The 22,822-nt window shown below is 70.2% G+C and carries 24 protein-coding genes; 12 read left to right on the top strand and 12 right to left on the bottom strand.

The window, feature by feature from the left end:
* Positions 1-518: 518 nt before the first annotated feature.
* Together CP970_RS29520 and CP970_RS29515 are read left to right on the top strand one after the other, a co-directional pair.
* Positions 519-1,907 carry a glutamine synthetase family protein gene (locus CP970_RS29520; RefSeq protein ID WP_079044045.1) on the top strand — a complete coding sequence of 463 codons (1,389 nt, stop codon included), beginning with the start codon at positions 519-521 and terminating at the stop codon, positions 1,905-1,907.
* 30 nt (positions 1,908-1,937) lie between these two features.
* Complete coding sequence (locus tag CP970_RS29515; RefSeq protein WP_055556401.1) at positions 1,938-3,212, top strand: cytochrome P450; 1,275 nt, start codon at positions 1,938-1,940, stop codon at positions 3,210-3,212.
* Between the two features lie 79 nt (positions 3,213-3,291).
* On the opposite strand, the gene dusB is transcribed toward CP970_RS29515, so the two are convergent.
* Together dusB and CP970_RS29505 are read right to left on the bottom strand one after the other, a co-directional pair.
* On the bottom strand, positions 3,292-4,425 hold the full coding sequence (gene dusB / locus CP970_RS29510) for a tRNA dihydrouridine synthase DusB (RefSeq protein WP_055556399.1): 1,134 nt from the start codon (positions 4,423-4,425) through the stop codon (positions 3,292-3,294).
* Between the two features lie 89 nt (positions 4,426-4,514).
* The gene (locus CP970_RS29505) at positions 4,515-5,429 is read right to left on the bottom strand and encodes a helix-turn-helix transcriptional regulator (protein ID WP_398656994.1); all 915 of its coding nucleotides are present in this window, start codon (positions 5,427-5,429) and stop codon (positions 4,515-4,517) included.
* Positions 5,430-5,550: 121 nt separating this feature from the next.
* Between CP970_RS29505 and CP970_RS29500 the strand changes: the two genes are divergently transcribed.
* The 5 genes from CP970_RS29500 (at position 5,551) to CP970_RS29480 (ending at position 11,553) form a co-directional block, all read left to right on the top strand.
* Positions 5,551-7,059 carry an MFS transporter gene (locus CP970_RS29500; RefSeq protein ID WP_224058800.1) on the top strand — a complete coding sequence of 503 codons (1,509 nt, stop codon included), beginning with the start codon at positions 5,551-5,553 and terminating at the stop codon, positions 7,057-7,059.
* Between the two features lie 547 nt (positions 7,060-7,606).
* Entirely contained in the window at positions 7,607-9,070 is a 1,464-nt protein-coding gene (locus tag CP970_RS29495; protein WP_150494136.1) for an MFS transporter, read from the top strand.
* 41 nt (positions 9,071-9,111) lie between these two features.
* Entirely contained in the window at positions 9,112-10,128 is a 1,017-nt protein-coding gene (locus tag CP970_RS29490) for an aldo/keto reductase (RefSeq protein ID WP_055549923.1), read from the top strand.
* A 24-nt stretch (positions 10,129-10,152) separates the two neighbouring features.
* Entirely contained in the window at positions 10,153-10,737 is a 585-nt protein-coding gene (locus CP970_RS29485; RefSeq protein ID WP_055549921.1) for a TetR family transcriptional regulator, read from the top strand.
* Positions 10,738-10,851: 114 nt separating this feature from the next.
* The gene (locus CP970_RS29480; protein ID WP_055549919.1) at positions 10,852-11,553 is read left to right on the top strand and encodes a hypothetical protein; all 702 of its coding nucleotides are present in this window, start codon (positions 10,852-10,854) and stop codon (positions 11,551-11,553) included.
* 81 nt (positions 11,554-11,634) lie between these two features.
* Here CP970_RS29480 and CP970_RS29475 read toward each other — a convergent pair whose 3' ends face one another.
* The gene (locus tag CP970_RS29475; protein WP_055549930.1) at positions 11,635-11,835 is read right to left on the bottom strand and encodes a hypothetical protein; all 201 of its coding nucleotides are present in this window, start codon (positions 11,833-11,835) and stop codon (positions 11,635-11,637) included.
* On the bottom strand, positions 11,832-12,149 hold the full coding sequence (locus CP970_RS29470; RefSeq protein WP_224058797.1) for a helix-turn-helix domain-containing protein: 318 nt from the start codon (positions 12,147-12,149) through the stop codon (positions 11,832-11,834). Before CP970_RS29470 ends, CP970_RS29475 begins: the two co-directional genes overlap by 4 nt.
* A 116-nt stretch (positions 12,150-12,265) precedes the next feature.
* Between CP970_RS29470 and CP970_RS29465 the strand changes: the two genes are divergently transcribed.
* Positions 12,266-12,751, top strand: coding sequence for an NUDIX domain-containing protein (locus CP970_RS29465; RefSeq protein ID WP_055549917.1), 486 nt, complete (start codon positions 12,266-12,268; stop codon positions 12,749-12,751).
* Positions 12,752-12,809: 58 nt separating this feature from the next.
* Here CP970_RS29465 and CP970_RS29460 read toward each other — a convergent pair whose 3' ends face one another.
* On the bottom strand, positions 12,810-13,343 hold the full coding sequence (locus CP970_RS29460) for an NUDIX hydrolase (RefSeq protein WP_055549915.1): 534 nt from the start codon (positions 13,341-13,343) through the stop codon (positions 12,810-12,812).
* Between the two features lie 143 nt (positions 13,344-13,486).
* Here CP970_RS29460 and CP970_RS29455 point away from each other — a divergent pair, with 143 nt between their 5' ends.
* Entirely contained in the window at positions 13,487-13,957 is a 471-nt protein-coding gene (locus tag CP970_RS29455; RefSeq protein WP_055549913.1) for an NUDIX domain-containing protein, read from the top strand.
* A 303-nt stretch (positions 13,958-14,260) separates the two neighbouring features.
* Here CP970_RS29455 and CP970_RS29450 read toward each other — a convergent pair whose 3' ends face one another.
* From CP970_RS29450 to CP970_RS29430, 5 genes are all read right to left on the bottom strand, one after another.
* A complete protein-coding gene (locus CP970_RS29450) occupies positions 14,261-15,742 on the bottom strand; it encodes an MFS transporter (RefSeq protein ID WP_055549911.1) in 1,482 nt (493 codons plus the stop codon).
* Positions 15,743-16,270: 528 nt separating this feature from the next.
* Positions 16,271-16,759, bottom strand: a complete 489-nt coding sequence (locus tag CP970_RS29445) for an allene oxide cyclase barrel-like domain-containing protein (protein ID WP_055549909.1) — start codon at positions 16,757-16,759, stop codon at positions 16,271-16,273.
* 64 nt (positions 16,760-16,823) lie between these two features.
* Positions 16,824-17,138 carry a DUF1330 domain-containing protein gene (locus CP970_RS29440; RefSeq protein ID WP_055549907.1) on the bottom strand — a complete coding sequence of 105 codons (315 nt, stop codon included), beginning with the start codon at positions 17,136-17,138 and terminating at the stop codon, positions 16,824-16,826.
* Positions 17,139-17,141: 3 nt separating this feature from the next.
* Positions 17,142-17,789, bottom strand: coding sequence for a class I SAM-dependent DNA methyltransferase (locus tag CP970_RS29435; RefSeq protein ID WP_055549905.1), 648 nt, complete (start codon positions 17,787-17,789; stop codon positions 17,142-17,144).
* Between the two features lie 58 nt (positions 17,790-17,847).
* A complete protein-coding gene (locus tag CP970_RS29430) occupies positions 17,848-18,273 on the bottom strand; it encodes a VOC family protein (protein WP_055549903.1) in 426 nt (141 codons plus the stop codon).
* A 78-nt stretch (positions 18,274-18,351) separates the two neighbouring features.
* Here CP970_RS29430 and CP970_RS29425 point away from each other — a divergent pair, with 78 nt between their 5' ends.
* Positions 18,352-19,164 (top strand): helix-turn-helix domain-containing protein, encoded by an 813-nt coding sequence (locus CP970_RS29425; protein ID WP_055549902.1) that lies wholly within the window; start codon positions 18,352-18,354, stop codon positions 19,162-19,164.
* Positions 19,165-19,199: 35 nt separating this feature from the next.
* On the opposite strand, the gene CP970_RS29420 is transcribed toward CP970_RS29425, so the two are convergent.
* Complete coding sequence (locus tag CP970_RS29420) at positions 19,200-19,412, bottom strand: hypothetical protein (RefSeq protein ID WP_055549900.1); 213 nt, start codon at positions 19,410-19,412, stop codon at positions 19,200-19,202.
* A gap of 85 nt (positions 19,413-19,497) precedes the next feature.
* Positions 19,498-20,880, bottom strand: a complete 1,383-nt coding sequence (locus tag CP970_RS29415; RefSeq protein WP_055549898.1) for a glycine--tRNA ligase — start codon at positions 20,878-20,880, stop codon at positions 19,498-19,500.
* Between the two features lie 164 nt (positions 20,881-21,044).
* Here CP970_RS29415 and CP970_RS29410 point away from each other — a divergent pair, with 164 nt between their 5' ends.
* On the top strand, positions 21,045-22,007 hold the full coding sequence (locus CP970_RS29410; protein WP_055549896.1) for a metal ABC transporter substrate-binding protein: 963 nt from the start codon (positions 21,045-21,047) through the stop codon (positions 22,005-22,007).
* 32 nt (positions 22,008-22,039) lie between these two features.
* Positions 22,040-22,822 (top strand): metal ABC transporter ATP-binding protein, encoded by a 783-nt coding sequence (locus CP970_RS29405; protein WP_055549894.1) that lies wholly within the window; start codon positions 22,040-22,042, stop codon positions 22,820-22,822.

The following is a 22,822-nucleotide window of genomic DNA, read 5'->3' as shown; positions in this document are numbered from 1 at the left end:
GCCGTCCCAGGCGCACCGCCACGGCTCGGGCACCTCGGAACGAGGCCACCAGTGCTCCGGGCGGACATACCGCCACGTCCCCTCAGGCCGAGAGGCGACCGCGGGCTGGTGGGGGTTACCGCGCGCGGCGGAAGGCCGGTGGGCAGGGCCGCTCCCGCTGCGGGCAGGGCCGCTCCCGCTGCGGGCAGGGCCGCTCCCGCTGTGGGCAGGGCCGCTCCCGCTGTGGGCAGATGTTCCGCAGGGCGGAACGGGTGGGCACAGCCCCCGTCGCCGAGGAGCGGAACGGGAGCACAAGCCACGGTGCAGGGTGCGCAGCCCCGGCACCGGGGGCGGGACCAGGGGCATGCACCCCGCACAGGGCACGCAAGGCGCCGCGCCGAGCAACTCCCCCTGCCCACGGGGACGTTCCACGTTAATTGAGGGCCGCCCCCTTGCGCGCACCCCGGGGGGCTTCATATCGTTTGAAGTCAAACGATGGAGCCGCCCCCTCCTCCCTCACCGGAAAGGCTGGGACACCGATGAGCGAAGCGAGTGCGTTAGGGCAGGACAGTGGGGGCGAGGGAGTCCGGGAGGTCGTACGGGGGCTGGAGGAGCGGGGGACCGATGTCGTGCGGGTCGTGTATCCCGATCTCATCGGGGCCGACCGGGGGCGCGACATCCTCGTCGGACAGCTGCCGGGGGCCTGCGAGCAGGGGCTGACCTTCTGCCGGGCGGTCTACCACACCACCCCCAGGGGCGACGTCGTCCCCGTCGCCGGCGGCCTCGACGCGGGGCTGCCCGACATCTGCGTACACCCGGATCTGAGCACGCTCAAGCCGCTGCCCTGGGAGCCGGGAGTCTCGTGGTGCCTGGGCGACACCATCGACCCGCGCACCGGACAACCCGCCCCGGAATCCCCGCGCGCCCTGCTGCGCCGGGTCCTCGAACGCACCGCGGAGTACGCGGGGGGCGGTGGGCTCACCCCCGTCGTCGGGCCCGAGCTGGAGTACTTCCTGTGTGACGCGGACGCCGCGGAACCTTCCGGCTGGGTGCCGTACGGCGGCGCCACCGGCAACGTCTACAGCGCGGGCCGCCGCGGTGACCCGGACGGCCATCTGCTGCGCACCCTGCGCCAGTTGGACGCGCTCGGCATCGGAGTCATCGCCGGCAACCACGAGTTCGACGGCGGGCAGTTCGAGATCAACCTCACCCACTCCGAGGCCCTGGACGCCGCCGACCGCGCCTTTCGCTTCAAGGCCGCCGTCAAGGAGACCGCCCGCCGCGAGGGGCGGCTCGCCACCTTCATGGCCAAGCCCTTCAACGGCCTCGGCGGCTCCGGCTTCCATCTGCACATCTCGCTGGTCGACGCCTCGGGACGCAATGTGTTCGACGATCCCGGCGCCCCCGACGGGCTCTCCGCCACGGCCCGGCACGCCATCGCGGGCGTCCTCGCGCACGCCCCCGCGCTCACCGCCCTGCTCAACCCGACCATCAACTCCTACAAGCGCTTCGGCCCCGACACCCTCGCCCCCTGGCTGGTCGACTGGGGCCTGGACAACCGCAGCGCGATGGTCCGCATACCGCCCGAGCGCGGCGCGGGCACCCGCATCGAACTGCGCCTCGGCGACGCGTCCGCCAACCCGTACCTCATGATCGCCGGGGCCGTCGCCGCGCTGCTCATCGGCATCCGCGACAAGCCCGAGCCGCCCGCCCCGCTGGAGGGCTACGGCTACGACGAGAGCTCCGCGCCCCGGCTGCCCGGCACGCTCACCGCCGCGCTCGACGCCCTGGAGGCCGACGAGGCGCTCACCGGACTGCTCGGCGCGGAGTTCACCGGCGCCTTCCTCACCTACAAGCGCAACGAGCTCGAACGCTTCCAACAGGCCGTGACGGACTGGGAGTTCACGGAGTACGCCTTCCTCATCTGACCGCCCGAGCACGCACGAAGGAGTACGTCCATGCGTACGGCCAAGGGCCCCGCGCCCCTCGCCATCGGCGACGTCGACCTCGCCGACAACGACCGGTTCACCGACGGCGCCCTGCCCTGGCGGATGTTCGACGTGCTGCGCCGCGAGGACCCCGTCCACTGGCAGCCCGAACCCGCGCCCAACTCCGGCTTCTGGGCCGTCACCCGGCACGCGGACATCGTGCGCGTGGACCGCGACCCCGACACCTTCACCTCGGAGCGCTTCACCAATCTCGAAGAGGTCGACGAGGACTACATCGCGCTGCGGCGGTCCCTCCTTGAGACCGACGGGATGCGGCACCGGGCCATGCGGCTCATCCTGCAGAAGCGGTTCACGCCGCGGGCCGTGGCGACGTACGAGGACTTCCTGCGCGGGCTCACCGCCCGCACCCTCGACGCCGCGCTGCCCAAGGGCACCTTCGACTTCGTCAGGGAGGTCTCCGCCGACTTCCCGATCAACGTGCTCGCGCGGATGCTCGACGTGCCGGAGGGTGACACCCAGCAGCTGATCGACTGGGGCAACCGCATCATCGGCAACACCGACCCGGACTACGCCGACGTACTGCTCGAAAGCGCGGAGAGCGAGCGCTACCGGGATCTGCCGTTCCGCTCCCCCGCCTCGCTCGAAGTCTTCGCGTACGGAAGGGAGTTGGCCGCAGCTCGGCGCGGCGGCCGTGGCGACGACCTGGTCACCACGCTGGTCAACAGCTCCCCCAGGGACGGCGTCCCGCTCTCCCCCACCGACTTCGACAACTACTTCCTGCTGCTCGTCGTCGCGGGCAACGAGACGACACGGCACGCCATTTCGCACTCCATGCTCGCCCTCATCGAGCACCCCGAAGAGCGCGCCAAGCTCGTCGCCGATCCCTCGCTGATCCCCGGCGCCGTCGAGGAGTGCCTGCGCTGGGCCTCGCCCGTCTACCACTTCCGGCGCACGGCGACCCGCGATGTGGAGCTCGGCGGCAAGCTCATCAGGGAAGGCGACAAGGTCGTGCTGTGGTTCGCGTCCGGCAACCGCGACGAGGACGTCTTCCCCGATCCGTACCGCTTCGACGTCACCCGCGAGAACATCGACCACGTCACCTTCGGCAAGGGCAGCCCGCACTTCTGCCTGGGCAACTCGCTTGCCCGCCTGGAGATGCGGATCATGTTCGAGGAGCTGCTGCCCAGGTTGGCGGACATCCGCCTGACCGGTGAGGTGCGGCGGGTGCGGTCCAACTTCGTGAACGGGATCAAGGAACTGCCTGTGACGGTGACGCTGGCGTAGCGCTCCCGCCTGAATACGCATTCGCGCGGGTCGGATGTGGCTGGGCGCGCAGTTCCCCGCGCCCCTAACGGGGCCCTCCTCAGCCGCCCGACGTGTCCAGTTCCGCGTCCTCGCTGATGCCCGCGCAGTCGTACGGATCCTTCAGCCAGCCGTCCGGCAGGACCACGCGGTTGTTGCCCGACGTGCGGCCTCGCGGGCCGTCCGCGCCGGTCGGCCAGGGCTGGTCGAGGTCCAACTCGCCGAGGCCGTCCTCCAGTTCGGCAAGCGAGGACGTGATCGCGAGGCGCTTGCGCATCTCGGAGCCGACCGCGAAGCCCTTCAGGTACCAGGCCACGTGCTTGCGGAAGTCGATGACGCCGCGCGCCTCGTCGCCGATCCACTCGCCGAGGAGGGTCGCGTGGCGCAGCATGACCTTCGAGACCTCGCGCAGGTCAGGGGCCTTGGGTGCGCCCGTGCCCTCGAAGGCGGCGACCAGGTCGCCGAAGAGCCAGGGGCGGCCCAGGCAGCCGCGGCCCACGACGACGCCGTCGCAGCCGGTCTCGTTCATCATGCGGATCGCGTCCGCCGCCGACCAGATGTCGCCGTTGCCGAGCACCGGGATCTCGGGGACGTGCTCCTTGAGGCGGGCGATGGCGTCCCAGTCGGCCGTGCCGCCGTAGTGCTGGGCGGCGGTGCGGCCGTGCAGGGCGATCGCCGTGACGCCCTCCTCGACGGCGATCCGGCCCGCGTCGAGGAAGGTGATGTGCTCGTCGTTGATGCCCTTGCGCATCTTCATGGTGACGGGGAGGTCCCCGGCGCCCGCGACCGCCTCGCGCAGGATCGCACGCAGCAGGGGGCGCTTGTACGGGAGCGCGGAGCCGCCGCCCTTGCGGGTGACCTTGGGGACGGGGCAGCCGAAGTTCAGGTCGATGTGGTCGGCGAGGTTCTCCTCGGCGATCATGCGGACCGCCTTGCCGACGGTCGCCGGGTCCACGCCGTACAGCTGGATGGACCGGGGCTTCTCGGTCTCGTCGAAGTGGATCAGCTGCATGGTCTTCTCGTTGCGCTCGACCAGGGCGCGGGTCGTGATCATCTCGCTGACGAAGAGACCCTTGCCGCCGGAGAACTCCCGGCACAGCGTCCGGAACGGCGCGTTCGTGATGCCCGCCATGGGGGCGAGCACGACGGGCGGCCGCACGGTGTGCGGGCCGATGGACAGCGGCTGGGACGGCATCGAGGCTCTCCGGGACGGACGACGGGACCCTCCATTGTCCCTCACTCCCGACGTCCTTCACTCCCGGTGCCCCTCACTCCCGGTGCCCCTCACTCCCGGTGCAGCTCCGCCAGGCGCTCCAGGCGCTCCTCCGTCTCGTCGTCGGCGGGCACGTACGCGACGAGGCGGTGCGCCTGCGCGAACGGGGCCATCCACAGCATGCGGTGCTCCAGGCGGAGCAGCCCGACCCGGGGGTGCTGATAGCGCTTGACGTGCGGTGCCATGGCGGCCACCTCGTGCCGCTCCCACAGCTCGCGGAACTCCGCGGAGACCCCGAGCAGCCGGTCGCGCAGCTCCTTCCAGGCGGGCTCGGCGCCGTGCTCGGCCATCGAGCCGCGGAACTTGGCGATCAGGTCGCGCAGCATCTCGTCCCGGTCGAGGAAGGTCTCGCGCCAGCTGTCGCTGGTGGCCAGGAGCCACAGGCAGTTGCGGTCGCGCGGCTCCATCGCGTCGAAGTCGCCGAAGACGTGGGTCCAGGAGCGGTTGTAGGCGAGGACGTCGTAGCGGCCGTTCTGCACGGTGGCCGGGTAGGGGGCGACCCGGTGCATGAGGCGGCGGACCGGCGCGGAGAGCGCCGTGCACTCGGCCTCGGGGCGCGGATCGACGGCGCCCGCGAGCGCGAAGAGGTGGGCGCGCTCGCTGGGGTCCATCAGCAGGGCCCGTGCGATGGCGTCGATGACCTGCGCCGACACCTTGATGTGCCTCGCCTGCTCCAGCCACGTGTACCAGGTGACGCCCACCGAGGAGAGCTGGGCGACCTCCTCGCGGCGCAGCCCAGGGGTGCGGCGCCGGGTGCCGCGCGGCAGGCCCGCCTGCTCGGGCGTGACGCGCTCGCGGCGGCTGCGGAGGAACGCGGCGAGCTCTTGTCTGCGGATGTCGGCGCCCGGCTGCGGTTCCGGATCCAGCTGCGTCGCTGGCTGGGGCTGCGGCTCCGGTGTGGCGGACACGGCGGCTGCGGTATCGATCACGGTCACGGTCCCAGGCTGCCGCACTCCGCGGCCTGTTCGCAGCCTGTTTCCAGGTGCGTCTGATACCAGGATAAAGACACTCTGGTACCCCTCTGAGGTCCGGAACATCGTCGTATCCGTGACTCTTCCGACGAGTGCGACCAGTACGCCCAGTACGACGACCAGTGCGACCAGTGCGACCAGTGCGACCAGTGCGACCAGTGCAACAGACAAGTCCTCCACGCCCTCCCCCCTCAGCTCCCCGGCCCCCCTGACCCCGCTCGGCCTGCTCACCGTCCTTCTCGGCGCCTGCCTCTCCAGCCTCGACTTCTTCATCGTCAACGTCGCCCTGCCCAGCATCGAGCGCGACCTGCACGCGTCGCCCGCCACGCTGGAGATGGTCGTCGCGGGGTACGCGGTGGCGTACGCCGTGCTGCTCGTCCTCGGCGGCAGGCTCGGCGACACCTTCGGCCGCAGGCGGCTCTTCCTGTGGGGCGTGGCCGCCTTCGGCGTGACCTCGCTGGCCTGCGGGCTCGCGCCGGGCGCGTGGTGGCTGGTGGCGGCGCGGGTGGCGCAGGGCGCGGCGGCCGCGCTGATGCTGCCGCAGGTCCTCGCCACGATCCACGCGACGACGCGGGGCGAGCGGCGGGCGCGGGCCGTCGCCCTGTACGGCGCCGTGAGCGGCATCGCGGGCCTGCTCGGCCAGGCGCTCGGCGGCGCGCTGGTCGCCGCGGACCTGGGCGGCACGGGCTGGCGCGCGGTGTTCCTCATCAACGTGCCGATCGCGGCGGCGGCCCTGCTCTTCGGCGCCCGCGCGGTGCCGGACAGCAGGACCGAGCGGCCCGCGCGGGGCGACGTCCTCGGCACCGTGCTGTTCGCGGGTTCGCTGACCGCGCTCCTCCTGCCCCTCACCGAGGGCCGCGCGACGGGCTGGCCCCTGTGGTCCGTGCTGCTCCTGGTCGCGGCGCCGGTGCTCGGCTGGGCGTTCGGGGCGGTGGAGAGCCGTGCCGAGCGCACCGGCGGCAGTCCGCTGCTGCCCCCTTCGCTGCTGCGCGAGCCCGCCGTGCGCAAGAGCCTGGTGCTCGGTCTGCCGATCTTCATCGGCTTCAGCGGGTTCATGTTCGGATTCGCGATCCTGCTCCAACAGGGGCTGCGCTACGGGGCGTTGAAGGCGGGCCTGACCGTGGTCCCGATGGGTCTTACGCAGATCCCGGCGGCCATGCTGGTGCCGCGCCTGGTACGCCGCTGGGGCACCCGCGCGATGACGCGCGCCGCCCTGGTGCACGTCGTGGGCCTCGCGGTGACGGGCCTGACGGTGCTGTGGGCACCGTGGACCGCCCTGACCCCGCTCGCCTTCGCCCCCGGGCTGCTCCTGTGCGGGCTCGGACAGGGCGTCCAGCTCGCCCTCTACTACCGCGTCGCGCTCGCCGCGGTACCTGCGGCGCGGGCGGGGGCGGGCAGCGGGCTCGCGGCGACCGTGCAGCAGTCGTGCCTGGCGATGGGCGTCGCGGCGCTCGGCTCCCTCTTCCTGTCGCTCGCCCCATCACTCGGCATGCGCCCCGCGTTCGCACTCATGCTCGGGGTCCAGCTCGCCGGACTACTCGCCCTGGCCCTGCTGAGCTTGCGGCTGCCGCGGGGGTTGTCTTGAGCTTGAGCCTGCGGCTGGGGCTGGCTTGCGGCGGCGCTTGCCTGCGGCAGCGGCTACGGCAGGGCCGGACTGAGCGGCCGGCCGCCGCCAGCCGGTCTGAACCCGCACCTGCGGCCGAGGCCGGACTGCGGCGAAGGCTGCGGCGGAGGCCGGACTGCGGCTGCGGCTGCGGGGCGGAGGCCGGAATGCGGCTGCTGCGGCGGCGGAGGCCGGAATGCGGTTGCGGCTGCGGGGCGGAGGCCGGAATGCGGCTGCGGCTGCGGGGCGGAGGCCGGAATGCGGCTGCTGCGGCGGCGGAGGCCTGACTGCGGTTGCGGCTGCGGCGGAGGCCGGAATGCGGTTGCGGCTGCGGGGCGGAGGCCGGAATGCGGCTGCTGCGGCGGCGGAGGCCTGACTGCGGTTGCGCCTTGCGGCGAGGGCCAGTCCGAGGCTGCGACCGCCGCACAGCCAGTCCGAACCCCCGGCCCCGACCAGCCCGCACCAGCCCTCCCCCACGCCCCCACTCCCCCTCGCGCCCAGCACCCCCAAGAGGACTACCGTCAGATACATGCCCGATGAACTCACCCACCGCGGACGCATGCTCGTTCTCGCGATCTGCTGCATGAGCCTGCTGATCGTCAGTCTCGACAACACCATCCTGAACGTCGCGCTCCCCACCATGCAGCGGGAGTTCGACGCGAGCGTCTCGGGCATGCAGTGGACGATCGACGCGTACACCCTCGTCCTCGCCGCGCTCCTCATGCTGGCGGGTTCGACCGCCGACCGGATAGGCCGCCGCAAGGTCTTCCAGGCGGGGCTCATCACCTTCACCGTCGGCTCGGTGCTCTGTTCGCTCGCGCCCAACCTCGAATCACTGGTGGCCTTCCGCATGGTCCAGGCGGTCGGCGGCTCGATGCTCAATCCGGTCGCGATGTCGATCATCACCAACACCTTCACCGAGCCGCGCGAGCGGGCCCGCGCCATCGGCGTCTGGGGCGGCGTCGTCGGCATCTCCATGGCGGCGGGCCCGCTGGTGGGCGGGCTGCTCGTGGACTCGGTCGGCTGGCGCTCGATCTTCTGGGTCAATCTGCCGGTGGGCCTCGCCGCGCTCTTCCTGACCATGCGGTACGTCCCCGAGTCCCGCGCCCCGAAGCCGCGCCGCCCCGACCCCGTGGGGCAGCTGTTCGTGATCGTGCTGCTCGGCGCCCTGACGTACGCGATCATCGAGGCGCCCAGCGCGGGCTGGACGTCACCGCTGATCCTGGCCTTCGCGGGCGCCGCGCTGCTCGGCCTCGCCGGGCTCGTCTGGTACGAGCCGCGCCGCGCGGAACCCCTCATCGACCTGCGCTTCTTCCGCTCGGCGCCGTTCAGCGGCGCGACGGTGATCGCGGTCTGCGCGTTCGCGTCCCTCGGCGGCTTCCTGTTCCTCTCGACCCTCTACCTCCAGGACGTACGCGGCCTCGACGCGCTGCACGCGGGGCTGTGGATGCTGCCGATGGCGGCGATGACGCTGGTCTGCGCGCCCCTGTCGGGCCGCCTGGTCGGCAGCCGGGGCCCGCGCCTCTCGCTGCTGGTCGCCGGGGTGGCGATGACCGCCTCCGGGGTCCTCTTCGCCGCCTTCGACGCGGCGGACTCGGCCGGGACCCGGTTCCTCGCGTACGTCCTGTTCGGGCTCGGCTTCGGCTTCGTGAACGCCCCGATCACGAACACGGCGGTGGCGGGGATGCCGCGCGCACAGGCGGGCGTCGCGGCCGCGGTCGCCTCCACCAGCCGCCAGATCGGCCAGACCCTCGGCGTCGCGGTGATCGGCGCGGTCCTGGCGTCGGGCGTCGCCTCCTCCTCGTACGCGAAGGACTTCACGGCGGCGAGCCGCCCCGCCTGGTGGATCATCACGGGCTGCGGACTCGCGGTCCTGGTGCTCGGGGCGGTGACGAGCGGGCGGTGGGCACGGGGGACGGCGGAGCGTACGGCGCAGCGGCTGGAGGAGCCGGAGGTGGCGGTGCGGGAGGCCGCCACCCCGAGTGACAGATGACAGATATTGAAATCTGTCATCTGTCATGTCATCGTGGACGCATGCGTACTCTCACCCTCGGAAACACCGGCCCCCAGACCTCCGCCCTCGGCCTCGGCTGCATGGGCATGTCCGCGCTGTACGGCGAGGCCGACCGCGCGGAATCCATCGCGACCATCCACGCCGCCCTCGAAGCGGGCGTCACACTCCTGGACACCGGCGACTTCTACGCCATGGGGCACAACGAGATGCTGATCGGCGAGGCCCTGCGCACCGCCCCCGCGGCCCGGCGCGAACAGGCGCTCACCAGCGTGAAGTTCGGCGCCCTGCGCGACCCGGACGGCGGCTGGTCGGGCTACGACGGTCGCCCGGCCGCGGTGAAGAGCTTCGCCGCCTACTCCCTCCAGCGCCTCGGCGTCGACCACATCGACGTCTACCGCATCGCCCGCATCGACCCCGACGTGCCGGTCGAGGAGACGGTCGGCGCCATCGCCGAGCTCGTCGAGAAGGGCCACGTCCGGCACATCGGCCTCTCCGAGGTCGCCGCCGACACGATCCGCAGGGCGGCGGCCACCGCCCCGATCTCCGACCTCCAGATCGAGTACTCGCTCATCTCGCGCGGCATCGAGGCCGAGATCCTGCCGACGGTCGCCGAGCTCGGCATCGGCGTCACGGCGTACGGGGTGCTCTCGCGCGGCCTGATCTCCGGCCACTTCACCCGCGACCGCAAGCTCGCCGCGAACGACTTCCGCTCGATGAGCCCCCGCTTCCAGGGCGAGAACCTCGACCGGAACCTCGACCTGGTCGACGCCCTGCGCAAGATCGCCGAGCGGAAGGGCGTCAGCGTCGCGCAGACCGCCATCGCCTGGGTGCTCGCGCAGGGACCCCGGCACGGGGCGTCGATCGTGCCGCTGGTCGGCGCCCGCCGCCGCGACCGGCTCGACGAGGCGCTCGGCGCGCTCGACGTGACGCTGGACGACGCGGACCTCGCCGCGATCGAGGCGGCGGTCCCCGCGGACGCCGCCGCGGGCGCCCGCTACCCGGAGTCGCAGATGGCACACCTCGACAGCGAGCGCTGACCCTCCCCCGGGTACGGTCTAGCCATGGCAACCGCGGCTCCCCTGACCCCCGAGCGCATCCTCGAAGCGACCGAGGAGGTGCTGCGCAGGCACGGCGCGGCCAAGGCCACGGTGGTCGACGTGGCCCGCGCCCTGGGGGTGAGCCACGGCACGGTGTACCGCCACTTCCGTACGAAGGCGGAGCTGCGCGGCGCGGTGACGCGGCGCTGGCTGGACCGTACTTCCGTGACCCTCTCCGTGATCGTCACGGGCACCGAGCCGCCCGAGGCGAAGCTCCGCCACTGGCTGGCGGCCCTCTTCGAGGCCAAACAGCACAAGGCCGGTGACGACCCCGAGCTCTTCGCCACGTACACGGTGCTGACCGAGGAGAACGGCGGCGTGGTGGACGCCCACATCGGCGACCTCACGGACCAGCTGACCACGATCGTCCAAGAGGGCGTCGACAAGGGCGACTTCACCACCCCGGCCCCCGCGGCATCGGCCCGCGCGGTCTTCGACGCCACCAGCCGCTTCCACGACCCGTGCTATGCCGCGCACTGGTCACGGCCGGGCATCGAGGACGCGTTCGCCGCGGTGCTCGACCTGACGGTGCGAGGGCTTCGGGCCTGAACGGCCTTGAAGACCGTCGTGGCGCGAGTCACCGTGGGTTCAAATCCGGCACCCAGCGGGATCATCGTGCGGGAACACCAGTGGTGAAGCGTCACTAACTGGCAGACTCCGGGCGTGATTTCACTGACCGCTGCGGAGCAGCAGAGCAGTGCTTCTCTCCCCCTAGCCGCCTTCGTCGCGGCGTGCGCCCTTGTGTTCACGGTGGCTTCGTTTTGGTGGATAAATGCCCGTCAGGGAGACCTGAAGGTCTGGGAGCCGCATTCGTTTGCGGCCGCCGTGACCTCCAAGATCGCTCGGATCCGCTTCCCTCTCGTGCTCTACAACACAGGTGCCAAGCCGATCGTGGTGCTCGACCTGCGCTTGCGTTTCCTCGATGAACCTGGATCGGCGCTGGTGCTGCCGTGGACCAGCACACGTGACCGACTGCGGCCAGAGGAGGCGGACGATTTTCGCCTGCCAGCCTGTTTCGCCGTCACAGGCCGGACAGCTGAGCAGCTGTTCATCGAGTTCGGAGCGCCGTTCCCCGCTTTCGTGCCTGAAGCGCGCGACTACAAGGTGGTCGTCGAAGCAAAGCTGGGATACCGGAAGTTGCGGCATCGCACCTTGGGGCGGCGCGGAGACTGGCAGGCTCTCGTGGTGTTCCCCCTCCGCGTGGGCCACATCGCTCACCCCAGCTCCTACATCGCGTACAGCAACTCTCCCCACGACATGACGGAGGACGACCGCCGCGAAGCCGAAGTGGCGCTAAGTGACTTGCGGGCAAAGTTCAAGGGAGGCGCAGCCGCACGCCGTGCGCCAGAACCTGAAGCCGAGTAGCTTCCGCCAGGTCTGAACGGGCGATGCGCGCACGCGAAGAGGGCGCCCGCCATCCCGGACGCCCTCATTGAACATGCCCGGTTACTGCTCTTCTGACTCCTCCTCGGCTTCTGCCAACGCTCGCTCGATCTGCTGGTTCGAGCGGCCCTGACTGCGGTGAATGGCCTTCGCGCAGAAGCGGAAGAGGACAGCGATGCCGTGGCCCGCGCGACGGGCGACCTCCGCCGGGGGCGAAGCGGCTTCGGACTCCGACAGCACTGCGATGAGCAGCCGCTGCCTCACCGTCGCACCGCCCACCGCGCGGATATCCCGACAGGAACCGCCGGTCTCGGGGCGAAGCCTCGGCGCACACGGGGAAAGTGGTTGTTGTGATCATCCAGGAGTGTCGGAGCCCCTTGGAGATCTTCCACGTGCACTCTCAGGGCGTGCGCCAGGTCCTCCCGTATCTTGACGTTGTTCACCGGGATGCGTCCGGACTCGACCCGGTACACCCAATCATCCGAGCGATTCAGCAGCTCGCCGAGCTGCCATTGATGGAGATCCCGACGTTCCCGGTAGAACCGCACACGCTTGCCGAACGGGAGATGGCTAGCCATGCCACGCACTGTGTGACCCCCTCACTCGGTGAGGCCGAGTGTCACACGAGGAGCGGTGTCCCGACGGTGGAATGGTCGACTCAAGCCTTGGCTGCCATGGTCAGTAGGCTCGTGCCATGGCCGAGAACGAGCACGAGCACGAGCACGAGCAACGGATGGCGCGACCGCGGATGGCAGCGGGCGCCCTGTTCTTCGATGCCCAGGGACGCGTGTTGCTGGTCCGCCCCTCGTACAAGCCGGTGTGGGAGATCCCCGGCGGGTACATCGAGACGGGCGAATCCCCCTTGGCCGCGTGCCGCCGCGAAGTCGAGGAGGAGCTAGGCATCACACCGGCCATCGGCCCGCTCCTGGTGACCGACTGGGCACCGAACCCCGGCGAGGGCGACAAGGTCCTCTACATCTTCGACGGCGGCGAACTGAACGCGGACGCCGCAGCGTTGATCAAGCTCGCCTCTGACGAGCTGCTGGCCGCCGAGTTCCACCCGGCGGAAGACTTCGATGAGCTGCTGATCCCCAGGCTGGCCCGCAGAGTGAAGCGCGCCGTGATCGCGCGAAGCGAAGGACGGGCCGCCTACCTCGAACACGGCGAGCCGCCAGCGTAGCCAAATCATGATCGCTAACGTGGGCGATCAGTTCATGAGGCTGACGAGGGCTTGTCGGTCAGCGGATCGATTCGTCCATCAGCAGGTAGAGAAGACCCACGAGCGATCCACTGCTCACGATCTCCTTGCGGTCGATCATCCCTCGCACCTCCGAGAGGGGGACCCACTCGATGCGGTCGGACTCGTTCTTCTCGGTCGGCGGGCCTGCGTAGGTGGCGCCGTCGATGCGGAAGACGTGGTGCTGTGAATCAGTGATCCCGTTGGCGGGCTCGGCGTAGATGAGGGATTTGACGGGGCCAGGCTGGTAGCCCGTCTCCTCCAGGACTTCGCGGGCCGCCGCCTCTTCGGGGGTCTCGCCCTCCTCCACCAGACCCATGGGCAACTCCCAGGCCCAGGAGTTCGTGATGAAGCGATGCCGCCACATCATCAGGACCTCTTGTCGATCGTTCACCACGGTGGCAACGGCCAAGTGCCGAAGGCGAACGACGTGGTACTCCCACCTGTGTCCGTCAGGTTGTTGGACGTCGACCAGACACAGATTCACCCACTTGTTGGTGTAGACCTGCCGCTCACCGTGAGTCTTCCACTCCATACCTGCGGCCCCTCTCGATCGGTCTCCAGGATCTCGGACCGATCGGAGACCAGACGCAGGTTCGGCCCTTCTCGCGTCAGACTGGCGGGAGTTCCCTCCGCTGCAATGGCGACGGCGGAGCCGGTACAGCAGGAAGGGTGACCATGGCGCGGACCGAGTACTACGACGATCCGAACGCGCCTGAGCCGAACAGCTTGGTTGTCGCGGCCTCCGCGGTCGTCACCGATGACCAGGGGCGCATCCTGCTCCAGCGCCGCCGGGACAACGATCTGTGGGCGATGCCGGGAGGCGGGATGGATCTCACCGATTCTCTGCCCGGCACGGCGGTCCGCGAGGTCAAGGAAGAGACCGGCCTGGACGTGGAGATCACGGGATTGGTCGGTACGTACACCGATCCGAAGCACATCATCGAGTACACGGACGGCGAGGTCCGGCGGCAGTTCAACGTGTGCTTCACCGCTCGGATCGTCGGTGGCCAGCTCGCGATTTCCGACGAGTCGACCGAACTCCGATTCGTCCCTTCGGACGAGCTTGGGGAACTGCCGATGCATCACACCCAGCGGCTCAGGCTCGGGCATTTCCTGGAACACCGCGAGCAGCCGTATCTCGGTTGATGAGGACAGGGCGCGAGCCGGAGCCAGTGGACCAGGTGTGGACCACCAGTGCTCGTGGCCCCAGCGGAAGGCGGCGTAAAGGCAGGTCAGAGTGCCTATCCCGCCGGTGAGGCGCACGTTCTTGAAAACCGTCGTGGCGCGAGTCACCGTGGGTCCACATCCCACACCCACCGCTTGCGGGTCAGAGAAGGACCCGGCGTGGGCCAGATGGCCAGCCGGGAACCGGGCGGCGGCCGCCACGGGCGCCTTACAAGGCCCCCCGATGCTGTCGGGGACCTTGTAAGGCGCGGGCCGCGAACTGGATCAGTAGTCGGCCGCGCTGTCCGCCCGCTTGGGCAGGCAGAACATCAGGGCCCACAGCAGGGCGACGAGGCTACCGACCCACCACAGCACGTTGACGAACGCGTCGCGGTTGGGTCCGGCGTCGGGTGAGCCGCCGGTGGTGGCGAAGAACACCAGGGCGGTCAGCGCGGTGCCGAGGGCGATGCCCAGGTGCATGACGGTGTTGAACAGGCCCGAGGCCGACCCGGCGTCCTCGTGCGGGACCCTGGCCAGCGACATGTCGGCGAGCGGGCCGCCGACCATGCCGAGGCCGAACCCGATCAGTACCACCGGAGCGGTCATCGCCAGCAGGGTCAGGTCCGCCTGGCCTGCGTCGACCTGGAACCCGTAGGCAGCCGTCGAGGCGAGCGTGATGAGGGCTCCGGTCTGCGGCAGGCGGCGGGCGAAGCGCCCGCCGCTCTTCGCCGTGACCGTCGCACCGGCCAGCTCTCCGATGGAGAGCAGCACGAAGGCCAGGGCCGCATGGAAGGGGCTCATGCCCAGTCCACGCTGGAGGTAGAGGGTCCAGGTCATGAAGAACAGCCCGCACAGCAGCCCGTGCATCAGCTGCGCGGCCATGCCGCCGGAGAACTGCCGACTCCGGAAGAGGGACAGGGCCACGAGCGGGGCGTTGCCCTGCTTGCGCTGCTGATGGCGCAGGAAGACACCGAGGAGGAGAAGGCCCGCGGCGAGCAGGACGAAGCACCACAGCGGCCAGTGATGGAGGTGCCCCTCGGTGAGCGGGAAGACGATCAGGACGATGGCCGGCGCGGACAGCAGCATGCCGGTCAGGTCGAGCCGGTCGGCCTTCTTCACGGTCGACTCGGGGATGAACCGGCTTCCCAGGAGGAGCACGGCGAGGCCGACGGGCACGTTGACCAGGAAGATCGGCCGCCAGGACAGCCCGAACAGGTCCGCCTCGGTCAGCAGACCGCCCATCACCGGGCCCAGGACATTGGCGAGCGACATGACGGCCCCGTACAGACCGAACACTTTGCTGCGGTTCTGCCCCTCGAAGGTGACGTGGAGGGTGGCCAGGACCTGCGGGATCATGATGGCCACTCCCACGCCCTGGAGGGCGCGGGCGCCGATCAGCACGCCCGGCCCGGCAGCGAGGCCGCACAGCAGCGAGGCCGTGGTGAACACGACGGTGCCGATGAGGAGGATCCGGCGCCTGCCGTAGAGATCGCCGAGGCGCCCGCCGGTGATCAGCCCGACGGCGACGGGCAGCGAATAGCCGGTGGTCAGCCACTGCACCGCATCCGGTCCGGCACCAGTCGACTCCTGGATCGCGGGCAGGGCGGTCAGGACGACCGACTGGTCGATCATGTCCATCAGCTCGGCGCCCAGCAGCACCAAGAGGGCGATCCAGGCAGCCAGGCCCATCTTCGACAGGCCAGGTGTGGGTTGGGTTGGGGGCGGGGTGGTGTGCTGCGGCTCGTTGTCGAGCGCGGAGGAAGACACGACGGGAAACTCCTGATCCAAAGGGATCGGGGAGCCCTGCCGACAGCCGCACCGGAGCCGGGGACCACAAAACCCGGGGCAGACGACAGAGCTGCACCCGGGAAAGACAGAAAACAGGGGGAGGGTGACGCAACTCAGGCCAGCGCGACGTCCGCCCCCGGACACGTGCGACACAACAGCACGCGGGGAACACGGACGACTACATGGCCTGGTTAATAAGAAGTCACCTCAAGATCGACACAGAAGGAACAGGAACTCCGGCCGCTGCTGCCGAGACTCCGGCGCAGAAGCCTGACCACGGTATGACATCTCGGGGCCCTTCGTACAACAGATTACGAGGGCCCGCCTGCGACGGCCCCCCGCCGCTCAGCGCGCAGTACTCGCCAAGGCGGACGACCGGACCAGGAAGCACCCAACGCGCCATGCCGCTTGACCCTCAGAACGACACCCGGGGCCCAGTGGGCAAGCAGCGTCGGCAACGCCCAGGCCGTCTTCGGGCCTGGACGGTCCAACACCCAACGCCCTCCCTCAGTGCAGGATTTCGGCGCGCAGCCTCTCCTGCGGCGTGTTGATGTCCCAGTAGCGAACCGTGCCCCGGGCGTCCCTGAAGTCGCCCGTGCCGCCGGTGATGGCCATGTCCAGCGAGCTCGCCTCGCCCGGCCGCAGCGACTGCATCGTCAGCGCGCCGCGCTCGAGTTCTATCGTGATCACGGCCTGCGACGTGACGTCGTCGCCGTCGACGCGGACGACCTGAGACGTCCCGGCCCCCCGTCCGACTTCGCGGCCGTTCTCCACGGCGGTGCCCGAGTAGGCGCTCATGTCGCCGAGGCTCGGGCCCGCCTTGCCGAGGTCGACGTTCTCGTACGCGAGGTCCTTGAGCCGGAGTTCGATGACCTCGACCCGGCCCTTCTGCGAGGTGTCGGCAGCCGCTCTCGGGGCGTCGGCATTCGCGCTGCCCACCGCGAAGACGCCGACAGCGGCGGCGGCCAGCGTCAGGGCGGCGAATCTCATGCGCATGGGTCGAGTGTTGTTGTTCCCCATGGTGAAGTCTCCTCACGGTGATCTGTACGGGGCCATGGACCTAAGTCGGGAGGGTGAAGCCCTCGGGTGGTGCCTCCTCGGCGAACAGCAGTGACACCCGGACCTTGCCCTCCCTGATCTCCCGGGCGTGCCGGTACTCCGGGGAGTCGTACCACTCCCTGATCCGGGCCATGTCGGGGAACTCCAGGAGGAGGAAGCGGGAGGAGTCCCACGTGCCTTCTACGGGGTCGGGGGTCGGGCCCGCGACCAGGTAGCGGCCGCCGTGGTCGAGGATCGACTTCTGGGCCACGGGGGCGTAGGCCAGAGCGGCCTCCTCGTCGAGCACGTCGACGTTGACTATGACGTAAGCGGACATGATCTAAGCACTCCGTTTCATCAGCAGATGGCCCCTGCGGAACCGCTCCCCCTCTCGGGGCTCCCGCAGCATGCGGCCGGTTTCGGTGAAGCCGGACCCGGTCGCCAGTTCCGCGAGGCCGTCGACCGGCCAGCGGTACGCCGTGGTCACCTTGTGGTCGAACGGCGTGACCGGGGCGCCCTCCGACTCGAAGAAGGCGAGCAGGAGGTGGCCACCGGGGGCCAGGATCCGGCGGAACTCCGCGAAGAACGGCGGCAGTTCCGCCGGGGGTGTGTGGATCACCGAGTACCAGGACACGACGCCGGAAAGGCCGCCGTCCGGCAGGTCGAGGGCGTCCATCGAGCCGACCTCGAAGCGGATGTCCGGGTACGCCTCGCGGGCCAGGCCGATCATCACCGGCGACAGGTCCACGCCGAAGGCGTCCAGGCCCAGGTCCCGCAGGAGCGCCGTCACGGGGCCGGGGCCGCAGCCCAACTCCGCGACAGATCCCGCGCCTTGAGACAGAACCTGGTCGGCGAACGCGGCGATCCACGCGCGGTCGAGCGAGGGGCCTTCGAGGTCGTCGCGGGCCATTCCCGCGTACACGGTGGCGATGGCGTCGTAGGCGTCCGCCGTCTGGCTGAGGTAGGTGGAAGATTGAGTCCGAGTCACAGGCGGACCCTAGGGCCCGCCACTGACATCGACGTCTACGACCCCCGTCTACGACCCCCTACAGCCCCTCCCCCGTCGGCCGGTGCTCCACGTACTCGATCACCGTGCCGTCCCGGTGCCGCGCCGTGAAGCCCGAGCCCGTCGGGACCTTGATCAGCGGGTCCGTGATCTCCGCGCCCTCCGCGGCCAGGCGGTCCAGGTACGTCTGCGCCGAGTCGACGAGCAGCGTGCCGTGCGTCGCGCGGAAGGGGGCCAGGGTCTCCTCCGTGCCCTCGATCAGGAGGAAGGCGCCCACCACGGCGAGGGCCAGCTTCTTCTCGGGGTAGGCGAACCACATGTCGCGTTCCGTGCCGAGCAGGCGCTCGTAGGACGACGCCAGGGCGTCCAGGGTGCCCGGGCCCGTGTAGACGCGGATGAAGGGGCGGGGTTCGGGCAGGTTCGTGGAGTCGTTGCGGCGGCGCCACATCACAGGGGTTTCGGTCATGGGGCAAGCCTCGGGCCCCGTGCGCGCCCCAACCAGTGGGGCAACTGTGGGGGTGAGTACGGGTCATAGGCTGAGCCCATGGCGACGACGACGGCGACCACCGCCCTCCGGCAGCACCTCGGCGGCTTCCTGCGCGCCTACCGCGAGCACCTCTCCCCCGGCGACGTCGGCCTTCCGCACACCGCCCGCAGGCGCACCTCAGGGCTGCGCCGCGAGGAGGTGGCGGCGCTCTCGGGCGTCTCCGTGGCCTGGTACACCTGGCTGGAGCAGGGCCGCGTGGACACCTCGCGGCAGGTCCTCGACGCGGTCGCCCGCGCCCTGCGCCTCGATGACGCCGCCCACCGGCACGCCCTGGCCCTCGCCGGGTTCGCCCCGGCGCCGGGCGGTGCGGAGGCGCCGTACGACCCCGCCCTGCGCACCGTGCTGGACAGCTGGCCCGACAGTCCGGCGCTGCTGCTCGGCCCCGCCCTCGACATCCTCGCGAGCAACCGCGCGTACGCCGCCGTGTGGCCCGACCCCGCCCTGATCCCCGAGGAGCGGCGCAATCTGCTGCTCCTGCTGGTCGGGGACGCCCGCCACCAGCGGGTGCTGCCCGGCTGGGAGCCCGTCGCCATCGACCTCTACCGGCACCTGCGCACCCGCGCGGACCGCCGCCCGGGGAACGAGGGCTTCCGGCGCCTCACCGACCAACTCCGGTCCGTGCGGCCGGACCTGGACGCCTGGTGGGCCTGCCGCTCGATCGGCGACTTCGCGTCGCGGACCGTCGAGATCACGCCACGGGATGACCGGACGCCCCGGACGTACGGCATGACGCTGCTGCTCACCCCGCAGCAGCAGGACACGACGATCCTCGTGCTGACCCCTACGAAGGCTGCCCCCTACGAAAGCTGATCCCTACGAAGGCCGCCCCGTACGAAAGCTGCCCCCTACGAAGCCGGGGCCGACGGATCCACCGTCGCCTGATGCGCCGCCGTCAGGTGTTCCTCGGCCTTGAGCCACGGCAGGAACTGCGCCTTCCTGCGCCACCCGCAGGTCACGCAGCTCAACTGCCGCTGCATGCCCGCCCGCTGGACCTGGACGACGTGCTCGCGCCCGTGCTGGTCCCATCTGCTGACCTTGCTCGTGGTCATTGGAAGCATGCGCCTCAGTGTGCACGGAAGCCCCCGGTTCCATAACCCGGAACCGGGGGCTTCCTCAACGCTTCACTCAGGGAACGTACGACCGTCAGCAGCCCACGAGGCGGGTCGCGAGGTAGCCCTCGATCTGGTCGAGGGAGACGCGCTCCTGCTTCATGGAGTCGCGCTCGCGCACGGTGACCGCGTTGTCGTCCAGGGTGTCGAAGTCGACCGTCACGCAGTACGGCGTGCCGATCTCGTCCTGGCGGCGGTAGCGGCGGCCGATGGCGCCCGCGTCGTCGAAGTCGATGTTCCAGTTCTGCCGCAGGGCCGCCGCGAGGCCCTTGGCCTTCGGGGACAGGTCGGGGTTCCGCGACAGGGGCAGGACCGCGACCTTCACCGGGGCGATGCGGTGGTCGAAGCGCATGACCGTGCGCTTCTCCAGCTTGCCCTTGGCGTTGGGCGCCTCGTCCTCGAAGTACGAGTCGAGCAGGAACGCGAGCATGGTGCGGCCGAGACCGGCCGCGGGCTCGATGACGTACGGCGTGTAGCGCTCGCCCGCCTCTTGGTCGAAGTAGGAGAGGTCCTGGCCGGAGGCCTTGGAGTGCGCCGACAAGTCGTAGTCGGTGCGGTTGGCGACGCCCTCGAGCTCGCCCCACTCGCTGCCGCCGAACTGGAAGCGGTACTCGATGTCAGCGGTGCGCTTGGAGTAGTGGGAGAGCTTCTCCTTCGGGTGCTCGTACCACCGCATGTTCTCCTCGCGCAGGCCCAGGCCGGTGTACCAGTTCCAGCGCTGCTCCATCCAGTACTCCTGCCACTGCTCGTCCTCGCCCGGCTTGACGAAGAACTCCATCTCCATCTGCTCGAACTCGCGGGTCCGGAAGATGAAGTTGCCGGGCGTGATCTCGTTGCGGAAGGACTTGCCCGTCTGCGCGATGCCGAACGGCGGCTTGCGGCGCGAGGTCTGCTGGACCTGGGCGAAGTTGGTGAAGATGCCCTGCGCGGTCTCGGGGCGCAGGTAGGCGACGGAGCCGCTGTCCTGCGTGGGGCCGAGGTGCGTGGCGAGCATGCCGGAGAACTGCTTGGGCTCGGTGAACTGGCCCTTGGTACCGCAGTTGGGGCAGTTGATGTCCGCGAGGCCGTTGGCCGGCGGGCGGTTGTGCTTGGCCTCGTACGCCTCTTCCAGGTGGTCGGCGCGGTGGCGCTTGTGGCAGGAGAGGCACTCGGTGAGCGGGTCGGAGAAGGTCTGGATGTGGCCGGAGGCCTGCCAGACCTCGCTCGCCAGGATCACCGACGAGTCGATGCCGACGACGTCCTCGCGCGAGGTGACCATGTAGCGCCACCACTGGCGCTTGAGGTTCTCCTTCAGCTCGACGCCGAGCGGCCCGTAGTCCCAGGCGGCGCGCTGGCCGCCGTAGATCTCACTGCAGGGAAAAACGAAGCCACGGCGCTTGCTCAGGCTGACGATGGTGTCGATCTTGTCGGCGGCCACGGTGCTCTCTTCATTACGACGGCGGGCGAAGCAGGTTCAGCGCTTCGGGAGCGAATGCTTCAGGTTACCGGCGGCCTTACCCCCCTAATCAAATCGGTTACCCGCGCACGCCCGAACCGAGGGCTTGTTGACAATCGTTTCCACATTTGTTGAAAATGAGTGTCATGAACGTACGACGCCTCATACCCACCGCCGCCCTCGCCTCCGCCACCGTCCTCGGCCTCACGGCGCTGACCGCGTGCTCCACATCGGCCGCGAGCGACAACGACGGCAAGCTCGACGTGGTGGCGTCGTTCTACCCCATGCAGTACCTCGCGGAGCAGATCGGCGGCGACCACGTCTCCGTCACCAACCTCACCGAGCCCGGCCAGGAGCCGCACGACCTGGACGTCTCCGCCCGGCAGCGCGGAGAGCTGGAAGAGTCCGACGTCGCCCTGTACCTCAAGGGCCTGCAGCCCGCCGTCGACGACGCGATCGACCAGTCCGGCATCAAGACCAAGATCGACGCGGCCACGCTGACCAGCATGGAGAAGCACGGCGACGAGGTCGGCGGGCACGCCGACGAGCACGACCACGACGATCACGGCTACGACCACTCCCACGAGGGCGCCGACCCGCACATCTGGCTGGACCCGGTGAAGTACGCCGAGGTCGCCGAGGGCGTCGGCAAGGCCCTGAAGAAGGCCGACCCGGACCACGCGGCGACGTACGAGAAGAACACCGCGAAGCTCGTGAAGAAGCTCGGCGGCCTGGACACGTCCTTCAAGGACGGCCTGAAGAACACCGACTCCAAGGTCTTCATCACCACCCACGCCGCCTTCGGCTACCTCGCCGAGCGCTACGGCCTCACCGAGGAGGCCATCAGCGGCCTGGACCCCGAGGCCGAGCCCAGCGCCAAGCGCGTCAAGGACCTCCAGAAGATGGCGAAGGCCGACGGCGTCACCACCGTCTTCTACGAGACGCTCGTCAGCGACAAGACGGCACAGACCCTCGCCAAGGACACCGGCCTGAAGACCGACGTGCTCGACCCCATCGAGGGCATCACCGACAAGTCCAAGGGCAAGGACTACATCCAGGTCATGGAGTCCAACCTCAAGGCCCTGCAGAAGGCCCTGGGCACCAAGTGACCCCCACCCCCGCGGCTACGGAGGCACGAGCCATGAGCGAGCAGCACGACACCGGCGAGGCCGTCATATCCCTGCGCAAGGTGACGGCCGAGCTCGGCTCGCGCCCCGTCCTGCGCGGCATCGACCTGCGGGTCGGGCGCGGTGAGGTCGTGGCCCTGCTCGGCGCCAACGGCTCGGGCAAGTCCACGGCCGTGCGCACGATCATCGGCCAGGTCACGGCCACCGGCGGCGACGTCGAGCTCTTCGGCACCCCGCGCCGCCGGTTCCGCGACTGGGCCCGCGTCGGGTACGTCCCGCAGCGCACCACCGCGGCGGGCGGCGTGCCCGCCACGATCACCGAGGTCGTCGCCTCCGGGCGGCTCTCCCGCGCCCGCTTCGGTGTCCTGCGCAAGGCCGACCGCGAGGCCGTGGCCCGCGCCATCGACCTGGTGGGCCTCGCCGACCGCGCCAAGGACTCCGTCGACGCGCTCTCCGGCGGGCAGCACCAGCGGGTCCTGATCGCCCGCGCGCTGGCCGCCGAGCCGGAGCTGCTGATCATGGACGAGCCGATGGCGGGCGTCGACCTGGCCAGCCAGGAGATCCTCGCCGCCACGCTGCGCGAGCAGGTCGCCAAGGGCACCTCCGTCCTCCTTGTCCTGCACGAACTCGGCCCCCTTGAGCCCCTGATCGACCGCGCCGTGGTCCTGCGCGACGGCTGCGTCCTGCACGACGGACCGCCCCCGGAGGCCGTCGGCCAGCACGCGCTGCCCGGCCACGACCACGTCCACCCGCACACCGCCGACGCGGAGCCGGTCCGCACCGGCCTGCTGACCTAA

The organism is Streptomyces kanamyceticus, assembly GCF_008704495.1.
In the GTDB taxonomy this organism is placed as follows: Bacteria; Actinomycetota; Actinomycetes; order Streptomycetales; family Streptomycetaceae; genus Streptomyces; species Streptomyces kanamyceticus.
Note: the sequence above shows the minus strand (reverse complement) of the source record. Positions and strands in the feature narration are given on the sequence as shown.

Coding starts and splice junctions, on each gene's coding strand:
- CP970_RS29520 (WP_079044045.1), top strand. CDS start 519: ATGAGCGAAGCGAGTGCGTTAGGGCAGGACAGTGGGGGCGAGGGAGTC.
- CP970_RS29515 (WP_055556401.1), top strand. CDS start 1,938: ATGCGTACGGCCAAGGGCCCCGCGCCCCTCGCCATCGGCGACGTCGAC.
- dusB (WP_055556399.1), bottom strand. CDS start 4,425: ATGCCGTCCCAGCCGCTGTCCATCGGCCCGCACACCGTGCGGCCGCCC.
- CP970_RS29495 (WP_150494136.1), top strand. CDS start 7,607: ATGCCCGATGAACTCACCCACCGCGGACGCATGCTCGTTCTCGCGATC.
- CP970_RS29490 (WP_055549923.1), top strand. CDS start 9,112: ATGCGTACTCTCACCCTCGGAAACACCGGCCCCCAGACCTCCGCCCTC.
- CP970_RS29485 (WP_055549921.1), top strand. CDS start 10,153: ATGGCAACCGCGGCTCCCCTGACCCCCGAGCGCATCCTCGAAGCGACC.
- CP970_RS29470 (WP_224058797.1), bottom strand. CDS start 12,149: ATGGCTAGCCATCTCCCGTTCGGCAAGCGTGTGCGGTTCTACCGGGAA.
- CP970_RS29465 (WP_055549917.1), top strand. CDS start 12,266: ATGGCCGAGAACGAGCACGAGCACGAGCACGAGCAACGGATGGCGCGA.
- CP970_RS29460 (WP_055549915.1), bottom strand. CDS start 13,343: ATGGAGTGGAAGACTCACGGTGAGCGGCAGGTCTACACCAACAAGTGG.
- CP970_RS29455 (WP_055549913.1), top strand. CDS start 13,487: ATGGCGCGGACCGAGTACTACGACGATCCGAACGCGCCTGAGCCGAAC.
- CP970_RS29445 (WP_055549909.1), bottom strand. CDS start 16,759: ATGCGCATGAGATTCGCCGCCCTGACGCTGGCCGCCGCCGCTGTCGGC.
- CP970_RS29440 (WP_055549907.1), bottom strand. CDS start 17,138: ATGTCCGCTTACGTCATAGTCAACGTCGACGTGCTCGACGAGGAGGCC.
- CP970_RS29430 (WP_055549903.1), bottom strand. CDS start 18,273: ATGACCGAAACCCCTGTGATGTGGCGCCGCCGCAACGACTCCACGAAC.
- CP970_RS29425 (WP_055549902.1), top strand. CDS start 18,352: ATGGCGACGACGACGGCGACCACCGCCCTCCGGCAGCACCTCGGCGGC.
- CP970_RS29420 (WP_055549900.1), bottom strand. CDS start 19,412: ATGCTTCCAATGACCACGAGCAAGGTCAGCAGATGGGACCAGCACGGG.
- CP970_RS29410 (WP_055549896.1), top strand. CDS start 21,045: ATGAACGTACGACGCCTCATACCCACCGCCGCCCTCGCCTCCGCCACC.
- CP970_RS29405 (WP_055549894.1), top strand. CDS start 22,040: ATGAGCGAGCAGCACGACACCGGCGAGGCCGTCATATCCCTGCGCAAG.